General features: G+C 69.4%; 12 protein-coding genes. 6 read left to right on the top strand and 6 right to left on the bottom strand.

What is annotated here, in order from left to right:
- Positions 1-12 precede the first annotated feature (12 nt).
- From IF188_RS02510 to IF188_RS02490, 5 genes are all read right to left on the bottom strand, one after another.
- The gene (locus IF188_RS02510) at positions 13-2,088 is read right to left on the bottom strand and encodes a beta-galactosidase (protein WP_191170180.1); all 2,076 of its coding nucleotides are present in this window, start codon (positions 2,086-2,088) and stop codon (positions 13-15) included.
- Positions 2,089-2,138: 50 nt separating this feature from the next.
- Complete coding sequence (locus IF188_RS02505) at positions 2,139-2,786, bottom strand: DUF624 domain-containing protein (RefSeq protein ID WP_191170179.1); 648 nt, start codon at positions 2,784-2,786, stop codon at positions 2,139-2,141.
- Positions 2,787-2,791: 5 nt separating this feature from the next.
- Positions 2,792-3,691, bottom strand: a complete 900-nt coding sequence (locus IF188_RS02500; protein ID WP_396652732.1) for a carbohydrate ABC transporter permease — start codon at positions 3,689-3,691, stop codon at positions 2,792-2,794.
- Between the two features lie 26 nt (positions 3,692-3,717).
- On the bottom strand, positions 3,718-4,713 hold the full coding sequence (locus tag IF188_RS02495; RefSeq protein WP_191170177.1) for a carbohydrate ABC transporter permease: 996 nt from the start codon (positions 4,711-4,713) through the stop codon (positions 3,718-3,720).
- 89 nt (positions 4,714-4,802) lie between these two features.
- Positions 4,803-6,107 carry an ABC transporter substrate-binding protein gene (locus IF188_RS02490; RefSeq protein WP_191170176.1) on the bottom strand — a complete coding sequence of 435 codons (1,305 nt, stop codon included), beginning with the start codon at positions 6,105-6,107 and terminating at the stop codon, positions 4,803-4,805.
- Positions 6,108-6,506: 399 nt separating this feature from the next.
- On the opposite strand from IF188_RS02490, the gene IF188_RS02485 reads away from it, so the two are divergent.
- The 6 genes from IF188_RS02485 to IF188_RS02460 all read left to right on the top strand — a co-directional run bounded on the left by IF188_RS02485 (position 6,507) and on the right by IF188_RS02460 (position 13,958).
- Positions 6,507-7,166 (top strand): YesL family protein, encoded by a 660-nt coding sequence (locus tag IF188_RS02485; RefSeq protein WP_191170175.1) that lies wholly within the window; start codon positions 6,507-6,509, stop codon positions 7,164-7,166.
- A 65-nt stretch (positions 7,167-7,231) separates the two neighbouring features.
- A complete protein-coding gene (locus IF188_RS02480) occupies positions 7,232-8,782 on the top strand; it encodes an extracellular solute-binding protein (protein WP_191170174.1) in 1,551 nt (516 codons plus the stop codon).
- Positions 8,783-8,846: 64 nt separating this feature from the next.
- Positions 8,847-9,812 (top strand): ABC transporter permease, encoded by a 966-nt coding sequence (locus IF188_RS02475; protein WP_191170316.1) that lies wholly within the window; start codon positions 8,847-8,849, stop codon positions 9,810-9,812.
- Complete coding sequence (locus IF188_RS02470; RefSeq protein WP_191170173.1) at positions 9,812-10,693, top strand: carbohydrate ABC transporter permease; 882 nt, start codon at positions 9,812-9,814, stop codon at positions 10,691-10,693. Before IF188_RS02475 ends, IF188_RS02470 begins: the two co-directional genes overlap by 1 nt.
- Positions 10,690-11,334 (top strand): DUF1961 family protein, encoded by a 645-nt coding sequence (locus tag IF188_RS02465; protein ID WP_191170172.1) that lies wholly within the window; start codon positions 10,690-10,692, stop codon positions 11,332-11,334. Before IF188_RS02470 ends, IF188_RS02465 begins: the two co-directional genes overlap by 4 nt.
- Positions 11,331-13,958, top strand: a complete 2,628-nt coding sequence (locus IF188_RS02460) for an exo-rhamnogalacturonan lyase family protein (RefSeq protein WP_191170171.1) — start codon at positions 11,331-11,333, stop codon at positions 13,956-13,958. The genes IF188_RS02465 and IF188_RS02460 overlap by 4 nt, the downstream gene beginning before the upstream one ends.
- A gap of 346 nt (positions 13,959-14,304) precedes the next feature.
- Here the strand turns inward: IF188_RS02460 and IF188_RS02455 are convergent, their stop codons facing one another.
- The gene (locus IF188_RS02455) at positions 14,305-15,399 is read right to left on the bottom strand and encodes a Gfo/Idh/MocA family protein (protein ID WP_191170170.1); all 1,095 of its coding nucleotides are present in this window, start codon (positions 15,397-15,399) and stop codon (positions 14,305-14,307) included.
- Positions 15,400-15,435 lie beyond the last annotated feature (36 nt).

Genomic DNA, 15,435 nt, shown 5'->3' with positions numbered 1-15,435 from the left:
GGGGGTGAAGGATCAGTGCGCCGCGACCGCGTCACGCGGTCCCGGCACGGGTGCGGGGGCGCGCTCGGGCGCGAGGACGAAGGCGACGGCCTGGGGCTCCAGCGCGACGAGCGCGGTGACGGCGCCGGTCTCGGCATCCACCCCCTCGATCGCGACCTCGGCGCGCGCGTCGCCGTGGTTGATGAGGGTCACCAGGTCGCCGCGGCGCGCGGCCTCGACGCCGGCCGGCAGTGAATCGACCACGGGGCGGACGCCGGATGCCGCCACCACCGCGTCGACGACGGCACCGAGTCCGTCGCCCACGGGCTGCGTGGCCGTGTACCAGGCCTCGCCGTCGCCGAAGGAGTGGCGTGTGAGCGCGGGGGAGCCGGCCTGCAGGCCGGAACGGAAGGTCGCGACCGTGGTGGCGGTCGTCGTGTGGACGGACTCGGCGACGAGCCTGCCCCGGTGGACGGCACCGTCGAGCGCGAATTCGATCGTGCCCGAGGCTGCGGCGTGACGAGCCGCGGCCACGGCGTCGGAGTTCAGCGCGCCCACGCCGGCCGCGCTCGAGGCCGTCCCCGCGAGCGCGCCGAAGTCCTCGAAGCGCACGCCGAGCACAGGCGCGAGCTGTGTGAGGAAGCCACCGTCGCGGAACTGGTCGTGACCGTCGACGAGGTCGGTGAAGGGGCCGGTGAGCAGCGTCCCGCCGGTCTCGACGAAGCGCGTGAGCGCGTCGGCGCCCTCGCCGCGCAGCAGGTAGAGAGCGGGGGCGACGACGAGGGCGTAGCCGAGGCCGGCCTCTTCGGGCGCGATGACGTCGACCTGGATGCCCCGCTCGTGGAAGGCGCCGTACCACTCCAGCGTCAGCGCCAGGTAGTCGATCTCGGTGGGGTGGTCGCGCTCCTCCACCGCCCACCAGTTCTCCCAGTCGAACACCAGCGCGACGTGCGCGTCGCGGCCCGGCGCGGGCAGCTCGGGCAGGGCGGCCAGGCGGGAGCCGAGCTCGGTGACGGCATCCCAGGTGCGGGTCTCGGTGCCGGCGTGGGGGAGCATCGCCGAGTGGAACTTCTCGCTGCCCGCGCGAGACTGCCGCCACTGGAAGAACATGATGCCGTCGGCGCCGCGCGCGACCGACTGCGCGGTCTCGGCCATCAGGGCGCCCGGCTTCTTGCCCGGGTTGGCCGGCCGCCAGTTGACCGCATCGGTCGCCTGCTCCCACAGCAGCCACGGCACGCCGGGCTTCAGCGAACGGATGAGGTCGCGCTGGAAGGCGGCGTCCCTCACCCGGTTCGGGTTGGCCGGATCCGGGTAGCAGTCGTCGGCGATGACGTCCATGTGCGGCGCCCACTTGCGGTAGTCCGCCGGCTTGAAGGGCCCCATGAAGTTGGTGGTGATCGGCTGCGTCGCGCCCGCCTCGAGCAGGATCGTCCGCTCCATGAGGTAGCACTCCAGCAGCATGTCGCTCGTGAACCGGCGCCAGTCGAGCATCGACGACGGGTTGTGGCTGTACGGCGCGAGGCGCGGCGGGAAGATCTCGTCGAACGAGCCGTACCGCTGCGACCAGAAGCTCGTGCCCCAGGCATCGTTGAGCGCCGCGATGGTCGTGTACCGATCCGCGAGCCATACGCGGTACGCGTCGCGCGCGGCATCCGAGAAGTCCATCCAGAGGTGGCAGCCGAACTCGTTGCCGACATGCCACATGACGACGGCGGGATGGTGGGCGTAGCGCTCGGCGAGGCGTCGCACCAGCTCGCCGGCCAGCCGCCGGTAGGTCGGCGACGACGGGGCGAAGTGCTGCCGGCTGCCCGGCCAGTACGAGGCGCCCGACTCGTCGGCCGGCAGCGTCTCGGGATACGTGGCGCTCACCCACGGCGGCGGCGAGGCGGTCGCCGTCGCGAGGTTCACCGCGATGCCGCCCGCGTGCAGCTTGCCGATCACCGTGTCGAGCCACTCGAAGTCCCACACGTCCTCGGCGGGCTGGATGCGCGACCACGCGAAGATGCCGAGGCTCACGATGTTGACGCCGGCCTCCTGCATGAGGCGGACGTCCTCATCCCACACCTCCTCCGGCCACTGGTCGGGGTTGTAGTCGGCGCCGTACAGCACGTCGAGCAGCTCCTTCGGTGTTTCGGAGAGAACGGGGGAGGGATGCCGCGTCAGCGGCGGGTGCGGCGCGCCGGGATGGCGACGACGGCGAAGGCGGAGCAGCCGAGTCCGGCGATGATGAGGGGTGCCAGCATCCAGGTGACGACACCGGTGAGGACGGCCGCGACTGCGTAGTAGACGGCGCCGAGGGGGTCGGCCACCAGCGCGGCGGGGATGCCGCGGACGGCGGTGCGCCAGCCGGTCTCGGGGGTCCAGGCGCCGGCCGCTGCCAGCAGAGCCACCGCGCCGACGACGAGGCCGGCCCAGCCGACGATGCCGATGAGCGCGCCGCCGGGCAGGGCGCCGGTGTTCGCGAGCACGATGTCCACCGCCAGCACGGTCGCGATGACCACGGCGGCGACGCCGACGACCACGCCGCCGGGCAGGGCCTTGCGCCAGTCCGCCCAGAAGGTGCGGGCGTGCGACTGCTCGGCGTTCACGTAGCGGCGCAGATGACGGATGCCGGCGGCCAGTGCCGCGGGCAGGGTCACGATGAGCAGTCCGCCGGCGGCGATGAGCAGTCCGGTGAGCAGCACTTCGCCGAACAGGGCGAAGGCGCCCTTGGCTCCCGGGTAGCGGGCAGGCTCGCGTTCGGCGAGGGTCGGCCCGCTCCCGGACGCGTCGGCCCGTCGTGCGGCACGCAGCTGGCGGCGGTCCATGGTCGTCAGCCCTTCAGGCCCTGCGTGGCGACGCCGTCGACGAGGAACCGCTGGAACACGATGAAGAACAGCAGCACCGGGACGAGGGCGACGAAGGACGCCGTGACGGTGGCGCCGTAGTCGGCACCGCCCGAGGACGCGTCGTTGTACAGGCGCAGCGCGATCGGCAGCGGGTAGTTCTCGGGGCTCGTGAGGTACAGCAGGGGTCCGAGGAAGTCGTTCCACTCCCAGATGAACGCGAAGATCGCGCACGTGATCAGCGCGGGCTTGATCAGCGGCAGGATAATCGACCAGAAGATCCGGAAGTGGCCGGCACCGTCGATGCGGGCCGCTTCGTCCATGTCGCGGGGCATCTGCCGCATGAACTGCACCATCAGGAACACGAAGAACGCGCCGGTGGCGAGGAACTTCGGCAGGATCAGCGGGATGTACGTGTCGACCCAGCCGAGCTGGTTGAAGATGATGTACTGCGGGATGATCACGACGTGGAACGGCAGCAGCAGCGTGCCGATCATCGCGGCGAAGAAGATCCCGAGGCCCTTGAACTGCACCCGGGCGAACGCGTACGCGGCGAGGGCCGACGACAGCAGCGTGCCGACGACGGCGGCCACCGACAGGATCAGCGAGTTCAGGAAGAACCGCCACATCGGCACGCCGGCGATGCCCTCCATCACCTTGGCGTAGTTGCCGAAGTACCAGTTCTCGGGCAGCAGGCCGGTGTTCTGCCCGAACTCGGAGTTCGGCTTGAACGTCGACAGGAACAGCCACACGAGCGGATAGAGCACGACCGCCGTGATGGCGAGCAGGACGACCAGCCAGATGACCGTCTGCCACGTCTTGCGCTTCACGCGGCGCCGGGGCGCGGACGGCGTCGCCGGCATCATCTCCTGCTCGATGGTCTCCATCGTGCCGTCGGTGAAGGATGCGGAGGTCATCGGTCGTCTCCTGCGTAGTGGACCCACGATTTCTGGGTGCGGAAAAGGATGAAGGCGATGATGGCGACCACGATGAGGAGGACCCACGCGATCGCGGCCGCATAGCCCATCTGCCCGTCGGAGAAGCCGCGCTTGTAGAGGTAGACCGTGATGAAGTTGGTCATGCCCGCGGGGCCGCCGGTGCCGTTGGAGATGATGTACGCCGAGGTGAACACCTGGAAGGCGCCGATGAGGCCCAGCAGCAGGTTGAAGAAGATCACCGGCGAGAGCATCGGGATCGTGACGGCGGTGAACCGGCGCCACGCACCGGCGCCGTCCATCTCGGCCGCCTCGTACAGCTCCTTCGGGATCTGCTTGAGACCGGCGAGGAAGATCACCATCGTCGAGCCGAACTGCCACACGTGCAGCAGGATCATCATCGGCAGGATCATGGCCGGGTTGCCGATCCAGCCGCCGATGTCGATGCCGAAGAACGACAGCGAGTTGTCGACCGGCCCGTCAGTGGAGAACATGGCCCGCCACACGATGGCGACGGACACCGAGCCGCCGATGAGCGAGGGCGCGTAGAACGCGGAGCGGAAGAACCCGGCGCCCTGGTCGCGGAAGTTCAGCAGCATCGCCACGGCGAGGGCCGCGGCCATCGTGATCGGGGTGCCGATGAACACGTACACGAGCGTGATCTGCGCCGACTGGATGAACACCGGGTCATCGGTGAACATCCGGATGTAGTTGTCCAGCCCGATCCACTTCGGCGGCTGGAAGATGTTGTACCGCGTGAACGACAGGTACAGCGAGTACACCATCGGGATGGCGGTCAGGCCGAAGAAGCCGATCAGCCACGGGCTGAGGAACGCGTAGCCCGCCACGGTCTCGCGACGCGAGCGCGAACGCTGCCCGGGACGCTGGAAGGTGTTCTCGGGGCGGCCGGTGCGTCGCAGTGCGCGCTTGGCCGGACGATCGGTGACGATGACTCTCGTCGCTGTCGTGCTCACCTCGGCTCCTTTCTGTGACTGACGGCTGCGTCAGTTCGGGTGGGTCGGGTGCCGCGGGGCCGGTGCGTACCGGCCCCGCGGCAAGGGTGTCACTGGTTGACGACCTGGTCCATCTCGGAGAAGAACTGCGAGACGGCGTCATCGATCGTGAGGGTGCCGTAGCCGAGCTCCTGGCCGATCTCGAGGAACTTCTGCTCGAGCGTGCCGTAGCCGTTGATCGGGACGGGCGGGGCGTCGCCCAGGCGGTCCGTGATCGAGGCCTCGTAGTCCTTGATCTGCTGGGCGATCGGGTCGAGGTTCGCTGCCTCCAGCGCCGTCTCGGAGGCCGGGAGGCCGCGGTTGGTGCCGAAGATCTCACCGGACTCGGGCGAGTTGATGAGGAAGTTCACCAGCGTCGCGGCAGCCTCGGGGTGCTTGGTCTTGGCCGAGACGGCCTCGAGCATCGAGGGCTTCAGGTAGAGGTCCTTCGCGCCTTCCTTGGTGACCGGCGGGGCGGTGAGGTTCAGCTCGGTGTAGCCCTCGCCGAGGTTCGCGAGGTACCCGGCGCCGAAGTTGTCCCACGTCAGCTCGGACGCCGTCTTGCCGGCGTCGAAGCCCGAGAGCGGCTTGATCTCTTCCAGCGTCTGCTGGGGGATGCCGATGCCGTCGCGGATCGCGTCGCCCTGCTCCCAGAACGCCTTGAGGTCCTTCTCGGTGAAGTTCGGCTCGCCGTCCTCGGTGAACAGGTCCTCGCCCTTCGCGCGCTGCTGGACCTCGAAGTTCTGGATGCGCCCGGTGAAGTCCGTGCCGCCGTAGATGGAGCCGGCACCGGCATCGGTGACCTCGCTCATCCAGTCGGTGTAGTCCTCCCAGCTGCCGCCGGCGAAGTCCTCCACGCCGACGCTCTCGAGGAGCTTCGGGTTGGAGAACAGGCCCCACGCGTTGGTCGAGGTCGGGATCGCCGTCGTCTGGTCGTTCACGACGCCGATGCTGAGGATGTTCTCGGGCAGCGGGTCGGTCTCGATGATGTTGCCGAGGTACGGGTTGAGGTCGAGCAGCAGCCCGTTCTCGGAGTACTGGCGCAGGTACGAGTAGTCGAACTGCATGACGTCGGGCAGGCCGCCGCCGGCAGCCTCGGTCTGGCGCTTCTCCCAGTACGAGGGGAAGTCCAGGAACGAGGTGTTGACCGTGATGTTCGGGTACTGCTCCTCGAACGCGTCGATGACATGGTTGTACAGGTCGGCGCGGACGTCGTTGCCCCAGAACGACATGTTCAGGGTGACCTTCTCGTCCGGGTCCAGGGTGGGGTTCGCGTCGGGGCTGTCGCCACCGCTGCCTCCGGCGCAGCCGGCCAGAACCAGCGCGGCGCCTGCCGCGACCGCGGCGGCGGTGAATGCACGCTTCTTGCTGAACATCCTTGTCCTCTCTTGAACGTCTGTGTTCTCGTTCCGCGCAGACGTTCCGTTGTCTGTGTGTGCGGGTGGGCGCGTCCCTCGGTGCGGGTCTGCGGTGGTTGGAAAGCGCTTGCCCGATACGGTACCCCGTCTAAAAACGTTTCGCAAGACGTCGCCTCGAGAAATTAGAACGATTCAGTAACGAGGGGGAGCGTGGACTGTGCACGGTCCCAGTCTCTCGTACACCGGCCTCGCGCCGAAAACGTTTCGACTCGGCGGATGAGAGACCCATGAGAACGTTTCAATCCGCGACTCCTCGCGGGTTGACTCTGCGCCGCGGGGCGGTTACCGTACTCGGAGCCGTCGTGCGGAAAACGTATTCCCGCACGTCGGACCCGGCCCTGCGACGATGGAGATGTCATGACGGACTCGGCGACCCCGGTGGCCACGTGGGCTCTTCGGGCTCACGCCGTCTTCGACTGGATCTGGTGGATCGCCCTGATGAACCTGCTGTGGTGGGTCTTCGCCGTCGCGGGCCTCATCGTGGTCGGAGTCGTTCCGGCGAGCGTCGCCGCAGCCGGGCTCATCCGACGGCGCCTGCGCGGCGAGGTGTTCCCGGTGCTCCGGACCTTCGCGGCCGAATGGCGCCGCGAACTGTGGCGGTCGAATGCGGCCGTTGGCGTGGGCGCCGTGGTGACGGCGCTCCTCGCGGTGAACGTCGTCGGCCGGCTCGGCGCCGGTGCGATCGCCGAGCCGCTCGGCATCCTCAGCGTCGCGGCGCTCGTCGCGGCGTTCGCGATCACCGCCGTCGCAGTGCCGATGTACGCCCACTACGACCTGCCGCTGCGTGCCTACCTCTTCACCGCCGGTCGCTGGGCCGCACGCAACGTCCTGCACGTCGTGCTGCTGCTGCTCGGCGCTGTCGCGGTCGCCGGAGTGGGCAGCATCCTTCCCGGCGTCGTCCCCTTCTTCGCGGTCGGTGCGTGGCTGACGCTCAGCACCGTCCTGTGCATCGCGTTCTTCACCGCCAACGACCGCGCGCTCGCCGAGCGCGAGGCGGCGGCATCCACCGCTCCCTGAGCCGTTCCCTCCCTCCGTCCCTCCCTCCCTCCCTCCCTCCCCACACAGAACGAAGGAGTTCCCCCATGAAGCACAGCAAGCCGCTCATCGGCGTCGGCCTCGCCGTCGTCGCCGCGCTCGCCCTCACCAGCTGTTCCGGCGGAGGCGGCGACGCCACCGCCGACAAGGACGCTGCCGCGACCGAGCTCAAGACGCTCACGGTCATGGCGCCGTTCCTCAGCACCAACGCGCCCGAGGACGACAGCGACATCGAGGCCGCGCTCGAAGACGTCATCGGCGTCGACCTCGACATGACGTGGGTGCCCAACGCCTCGTATGGCGACAAGGTCAACATCACCCTCGCGGGCGACGACCTGCCGCAGGTCATGGTGATCCAGGGCAAGGACCCGGGCTTCGTGCGCAACGCCGAGGCGGGCGCCTTCTGGGATCTCACCGACTACCTGAAGGACTACCCGAACCTCAAGACGACCTTCCCCGAGGTGCAGAAGGCCTCGAGCGTCAACGGCAAGGTCTACGGCGTCTTCCGCGCCCGCGACGTCATGCGCGAGACCGCCATCGTCCGCAAGGACTGGCTCGAGAACCTCGGGCTCGATCTGCCCAAGACCACCGAGGATCTCGCGAAGGTCGCCAAGGCGTTCACCGAGGACGACCCCGACGGCAACGGCGTCGATGACACCTATGGCATCATCGTGCCGAAGTGGCCGGGAACGATCGGCACGAACAGCCCGTGGGACGCCATCGAGACCTGGTACGGCGCCGGCAACAAGTGGACCGAGCAGGACGGCGAGCTGGTGCCGAACTTCACCACCGACGAGTGGCTCGACGCCGTGGAGTTCGAGCGCTCGCTCGTCGAGGACGGCGTCGTCAATGCCGACTTCGCGACGTTCGACTCCGCGAAGTGGAACGAGCCGTTCCTCACCGGCAAGGGCGGCATCATCCTCGACGTGCACTCGCGCGCCGGTCAGCTGATCAGCCTGTTCAAGCAGTCCGACCCCGAGGGCTTCGACAGCTACGTCGACATCACCGGCAACCTGCTCGGCCCCGACAGCGACGAGCTGCACGCGCTGCCGACGGCGGGCTACTCCGGCTTCCTCGCGATCCCGAAGTCGTCGGTGCGCACCGAGGCCGACCTGCGCGGCGTCCTCGAGGTGCTGAACAAGCTCAACTCCGAAGAGGCCGGGCCGATCCTCAACAACGGCATCGAAGGCGTCCACTACACGGTCGAGGACGACCTCGCGGTGGCCGTGCCCGACGTCTCGCAGGTCGAGAAGGACACCGTGGGCGCGTTCGCCCAGCTCGGCACGAACGTCACCGGATTCCAGGGCTACAACCCGAAGCAGGCGTCGGACTACGAGCAGCAGATGTACGACAAGCGCAAAGAGATCGAGGCGGCCGACCTCGAGCACGCGCAGTACGACCCCGCCGCACCGTACGTCTCCGACACGTACGTCTCGAAGGGCGCACAGCTCGACACGATCGTCTCGGACGCGCGCATCCAGTTCCTCGCGGGGCAGATCGACCTCGACGGGCTGAAGGACGCGATCGCACTGTGGCGCTCGAGCGGTGGCGATGACGTCATCGACGAGATCAACGAACTGGCCGACGCCGACAAGTGATCGATGGATGCCGGGGCGACGGGTTCTCCGTCGCCCCGGCGCCTGAGAGGTTCCCGCCATGGCCATGCTCGACACCGCCATCACCGAGACCGAGACGCTGACCGTCGCGAAGCAGTCGCGTCGTCGTCGCGGGGTGCGCGTGCACTTCACGCAGTTCAAGTGGCTCTACCTGCTGCTGCTGCCCGGGATCGCCTACTTCGTCCTGTTCCGCTACTGGCCGATGTACGGCGCGATCATCGCGTTCAAGGAGTACGTCCCGTTCCTCGGGATCGCCGACAGCCCATGGGTGGGCTTCGAGCACTTCGAGGACTTCTTCTCGAGTCCGGACTTCCCGCGGCTGCTCGGCAACACGCTGATCCTCGCGCTGCTGAGCCTGCTGATCGCGTTCCCGCTCACGATCATCGTGGCGCTGCTGCTCAACGAGATGCGCCTGACGATCCTCAAGCGCACGACGCAGACGCTCATCTACATCCCGCACTTCCTGTCGTGGACGGTCGTGGCCTCGCTCACGTACCTGCTGTTCGCGCTCGACATCGGACCGCTGTTCCAGCTGATCAACGGCATCCTGGGCACCGACATCAACTTCCTCGCCGACCCGGCGTGGTTCCGCCCGATCATCGTCCTGCAGGACATCTGGAAGAACACCGGCTGGGGCACGATCATCTTCCTGGCCGCCCTCGCCGGCGTGGACCAGGCGCAGTACGAGGCGGCGATCATCGACGGCGCGGGCCGCTTCCAGCGGGTGTGGCACATCACGCTGCCCTCGATCATGCCGACCGTCATCGTCATGCTCGTGCTGCAGATGGGGCAGATCCTCAACACCGGTTTCGAGCAGATCTACCTCATGACCAACGCGCTGAACCGGTCCGTGGCGGACGTGTTCGACACGTACGTCTACTTCATGGGCATCACGCAGGGCTCCTACAGCTACAGCACCGCGGTCGGCCTGTTCAAGGCCGTCGTCGGCGTCGTGCTGATCTTCGGCGCCAACTGGGTCGCCAAGCGCTTCAACCAGGCAGGGATCTTCTGATGGCTCGCGAGAAGTACCGCTTCAACACGCCCGCGGGGCGGGTGTTCGACGTCTTCAACGTCGTCCTCATGGCGGCGATCGGCATCGTCGCCCTCATCCCGTTCGTGTTCGTGCTGGCCGGGTCGTTCGCGACCGAGGCAGAGCTGGCGACGCGGTCGTTCTTCCTGTGGCCCGAGACGTTCTCGCTCGACGCGTACGAGGCGATCTTCACCAGTCCCGCGTTCGTGCGCGCCCTGGTGACGACGATCCTCGTGACGGCGGTGGGCACACTCGTGCAGCTGACGCTGACGGCGGCGATGGCCTACCCGCTGAGCAAGGCGAACCTGCCCGGCGGCAAGCTGATCCTGTCGCTGATCGTGTTCACGATGGTGTTCGGCGGCGGCATGATCCCGACGTTCCTCGTCGTGAAGGACCTCGGGCTGCTCAATAACTACTGGGCGCTCATCCTGCCCATGGCGATCAACCCGTTCAGCCTCATCATCATCAAGAACTTCTTCCAGCAGCTTCCGGCCGAGCTGGAGGAGTCGGCGAAGATCGACGGCGCGAACGAGCTGCAGACGCTGTGGAGCATCGTGCTGCCGCTGTCGAAGCCGGTGCTGGCGACGTTCGCGCTGTTCTACGCCGTCGGCATCTGGAACGACTTCATGTCGCCGCTGCTGTACCTCAACGACAGCTCGATGTGGACGCTGCAGATGTTCCTGCGTCAGGTCACGGTCGCCACCGACCTTTCGGTCGTCGAACAGGATCCGACGCAGCTGCCCCCGGCCCAGGGCATCAAGTTCGCGGTGATCATCGTCGCTACGCTGCCGATCATCCTGTTCTACCCGTTCCTGCAGAAGCACTTCGCGAAGGGGATGCTGATCGGATCGGTGAAGGGATGACGCTGCTGTACCGCAACCCGCTGGGCGCGGCATCCGATCTCGACGGCTGGGCAGGGGAGGGACCGGCGGGCGCGCGCGACGCCGAGGACGGTCTCGAGCTGTACGCGGCCGGGGGCTTCGACGACCACTGGACGCTGTGGTGCCCAGAGGCGTTCCCCGACCGCGTGCGGATCACGTGGGAGTTCTCGCCCCGCGCCGAGCCGGGGCTCGCGATGCTGTTCTTCGGCGCCGCGTCGGTCGCCGGCGGCGGCATCTTCGACGACGGCGTCGCGCACCGCACCGGGCAGTACCCGCAGTACCACTCGGGTGACATCCGGACGCTGCACGTGTCGTACTTCCGGCGGCGGTGGGAGGACGAGCGCGCGTTCCACACGTGCAATCTGCGCAAGTCGCCCGGCTTCCACCTCGTCGCGCAGGGAGCCGACCCGCTTCCGCCCGTCGTGGACGCGAAGGACGCGTTCTACCGCATCGAGGTCGTGAAGGATGCCGCGCACGTGGCGTTCGCGATCGACGATCTGCCTCTCTTCTCGTGGACCGACGACGAGTCCACGGGACCACGCGTGCGCGACGGCCGGATCGGCTTCCGCCAGATGTCGCCGCTGGTCGCCCGCTACCGCAACCTGGAGGTTCACGCACTGTGACCGTTTCGCCCGTCCCGCTCCGCTGGCTCGACGATGCGCCGCCCGCCCGGCTCGGTGGCGGCGCCACGTGGGGGGTTCCGCTCCCGCGCGGCACTGTGTCGTCCGTGGGGCGGCTGGGACTGCGCGAGGTCGGCGGCGACGCCGTGCCCGCACAGTTCTGGCCGCTCGCGACGTGGCCCGACGGCTCGGTCAAGTGGGCCGGGTGCGCCGTGGGGGCGCTCGAGTCTCCTGCGCAGTACGAGGTGCAGGTGGATGCCGCACCGCCGGCATCCCCCGGGTCCGTGGCCGTGCGCGACGGCGCCGACGAGGTCGTCGTGTCGAACGGTCTCGTCGAACTGGTCTTCGCCCGGCCCGAGCGCGGATTGGTCGACGCCCTCGTGCGTCGCGTGAGCCGCGACGGCGTCACGGTCGCCGAGGACGTCCGCCTGGTGAGCCTGTTGCAGGACGAGGTGCCCGAGGACGGCGGGTCCGCGCCGCGGCGTCACTTCCGCTCGCTCGTGCGTGCGGTGGTCGTCGAGCAGCGGGGCCCCGTACGCGCCGTCGTGCGGGTCGAGGGGATGCACCGGTCCGAGGACGGGTCGCGCGAGTGGCTGCCCTTCACCGTGCGGTTCGTCCTCGTCGACGGGGCGGCCGAGGTGCGCGTCGTGCACACGGTGGTGTGGGACGGCGACGCCGAGCGCGACTTCCTCGCGGGACTGGGCCTGCGCGCCGATGTGCCGCTGCGCGCGGCGCTCCACGACCGGCACGTGCGCCTGGCCGGCGCCGACGGCGGGTTCTTCGCCGAGGCCGTCCGCGGGCTCACCGGCCTGCGACGCGACCCGGGCGCCGAGGTGCGCGCCGCGCAGATCCGCGGCGAGGCGACCCCGCTGACCACGGAGTGGAACCCGCAGGTGTCGGAGCGCCTGGAGCTCATCCCGGCGTGGGGCGACCTCACGCTCACGCAGCTGAGCGCCGACGGCTTCGGGATCCGCAAGCGGACCGCTCCCGGCCATGCCTGGATCGATGCCGGGGCGGGCACGCGCGCCGAGGGGTATGTCGCGATCAGTGACCCGTCGGGCGGGTTCGGCGTCGGTGTCCGCTCGTTCTGGCAGTCCCACCCGGGGCAGCTCGACCTGCGCGGGGCGACCGGGGAGCGGGCCGAGCTGACCGCCTGGCTGTACGCGCCCGAGGCGCGCCCGATGGACGTGCGGTTCTACCACGACGGCCTTGGCCAGGACGACTTCGCCACCCAGCTCGAGGGCCTGGAGATCACGTACGAGGACTACGAGCCGGGCTTCGGCGACGCCCATGGCGTCGCCCGCACGCACGAGCTCACGCTGTTCGCCTACGCCGCGACCCCCGCGATCGAGGAGGTGGCGGCATCCGTCGAGGCCGTGCAGCGTCCGCCGCTGCTGCAGCCGACGCCCGAGCACCTGCACGCGGTCGGCGTGTTCGGCGACTGGGCGCCGGTCGACCGCTCGACGCCGGCCCGTGCCGAGATCGAGGACAGTGTGGACTTCCTGCTGGACTACTACCTGGGTCAGATCGACCAGCGGCGGTGGTACGGCTTCTGGAACCACGGCGACGTCATGCACGCCTACGACCTCGACCGGCATGTGTGGCGCTACGACGTCGGCGGCTACGCGTGGGACAACAGCGAGCTCTCGCCCGACCTGTGGCTCTGGTACTCGTACCTGCGCAGCGGCCGCGCCGACGTGTTCCGCCTCGCCGAGGCGATGACCCGCCACACCGGCGAGGTCGACGTCTACCATCTCGGTCGCTGGCAGGGTCTGGGGTCGCGCCACAACGTGCAGCACTGGGGGTGCAGCGCCAAGCAGCTGCGCATCTCGAGCCCGATCTACCGCCGCATCTTCCACTACCTGACGGCGGACGAGCGTGTGGGCGACCTGCTGACCGAGCTGCGCGACAGCGACACCCGCTTTCTCGACACCGACCCGACGCGCAAGGTGCGCGCCGACGCGGCGACCTACCGGCCCGACCGCGCGGCGCTCGCCGTCGGCCTCGGCACCGACTGGGGCGCGCTCGCCGCGACGTGGCTCGCGGACTGGGAGCGCACCGGCGACGAGCGCTCGCGCGACCGGCTGCTGGGCACGATGGCCGACATCGGCGCGCTGCCGCACGGGTTCCTCACCGGCGAGGCCCTGTACGACATCGACGCGGGGCGCTTCGACACGACGCGCGACCGTATCGCCGTGTCGCACCTGAGCGCCGTGTTCGGGCTCGTCGAGGTCGCCAGCGAGCTCATCTCGCTGGTCGACGTCCCCGGGTTCCGCGACGCGTGGCTCGAATACTGCCGGCTGTACCTCGCCTCACCCGAGGAGCAGATGGATGCCGTCGGGCAGGTGCTCACCGGCATCCATCTCGAACAGGCGCACAGCCGGCTCACCGCCTACGCGGCGGCCGCGACCGGCGACGACGATCTGGCCGACGCGGCCTGGCGTGCGTTCGAGGGCATCGGGGAGTGGCTGGTGCACCGCCGCGACTTCGTGCTGCGACGCATCGAGGGGCCTCACGTGCTGAACCCCGTCGACGAGGCGCCGAGCGTCGGCACCAACGACGTCGCGCAGTACGGGCTCGCGGCGATCCAGAACCTCGCGCTGGTGGGACACCGCCTGCCGGAGTGAGCGCCGCGCCGCCCGCGGCCGGTTTTCGGGTGGCGCAGAGTGCGGCTTCGCGTGGGTGGATGCCGCGCTCTGCGCCACCTGGGCGTGACGTGCGGCCCGTCATCGGTGTTCGGGTGGCGCTGAGTGTCGCTTCGTGTGGGTGGATGCCGCGCTCTGCGCCACCTGGGCGTGACGTGCGGCCCGTCATCGGTGTTCGGGTGGCGCTGAGTGTCGCTTCGTGTGGGTGGATGCCGCGCTATGCGCCACCTGAAGGCGGAGGGTGCGTCCGCGTCGGTGTTCGGGTGGCGCACAGTGTCGCTTCGCGTGGGTGGATGCCGCGCTATGCGCCACCTGAGCGCGCGGGCGACTAACTCTGCGGGCGCAGGTCGATGACGGCGCTCGCGAAGCTCTTGCGATGCGTCGGATGCGTGGCGAGGTCGGCGGGCGTGACGACGGCGCCGTCGGCATCCGCCGACGCGTAGACCGCCGCGACGATCTCGATCGACCGTGCGGGGGAGTCCGCCACCGGCGGCAGCGGCGCGCCGCTGCGCAGCGCGTCGAACACGTCGCGGAGCAGGGGCTCGTGCCCGCTGGGCTCCTCGGCCTCGGGCAGCGCCCACGACGCGGCCTCGGCCGCGTCTACGTGCGCGGCGGGCGTGATGCGCCAGTTCTCGTGACCGTGGCCGTACAGGTGGTCGACGGTGATCGTGGCCTTCTCGGTGTCGATGCGCAGGGTGCTGACCTCGCGCGGCGACAGGGTGCTCGACACCATCTGCGCCACGACGCCGCCCTCGAACACGATGGTGGCCGTCGACACGTCCTCGGTCTGGGTCTCGCGGTCCAGGCGCCAGAGGCGTCCCTCGACGCGGGTCCAGTCGCCGAGCAGGAAGGCCAGCAGGTCGATCTGGTGGATCGCGTGCCCGAGCGTCGTGCCGCCGCCCTCCGTCGCCCACTTGCCGCGCCACGGCACGGCGAAGTAATCCGCACCGCGGTACCAGAGGGTCTGGCACTGGGCGACGAGCGGCCGCCCCAGCGCGCGCGAGTCCAGCAGGCGCTTGACGTGCGCGGCGGCGGTGCCGGTGCGCTGCTGGAACACCACAGCCAGTTCGCGCCCCGCCGCCGCGGCCGCCTCGGTCATCTGCCGCAGTTCGTCCAGCGACGGTGCCGGGGGCTTCTCGACGATGACATGGGCGCCGGCCGCGAAGGCTGCGAGCGTCTGCGCCGGATGCGCGCCGGGAGGGGTGCAGATGAGCACGACGTCGGGGTGCTCGGCCGCGAGCAGGCTGTCGAGGTCGTCGTAGACCGCCGGCACGCCGTGGCGCTCGGCGAACGCGTCGGCCGATGCGCGCGACAGGTCGGTCGCGGCGATGAGTTCCGCGTGCGGGTAGACGGCGACGGCCGCGGCGTGCAAGTGGGCGATCGAACCGGTGCCCACGATGGCACAGCGGAGGGTGTCGGTCACGGGTGCTCCCGGTGCGAGTCGGGTTGTGGGAAGTGG

The sequence above is a fragment of the Microbacterium helvum genome (assembly GCF_014779795.1).
GTDB lineage: Bacteria > Actinomycetota > Actinomycetes > Actinomycetales > Microbacteriaceae > Microbacterium > Microbacterium helvum.
Note: the sequence above shows the minus strand (reverse complement) of the source record. Positions and strands in the feature narration are given on the sequence as shown.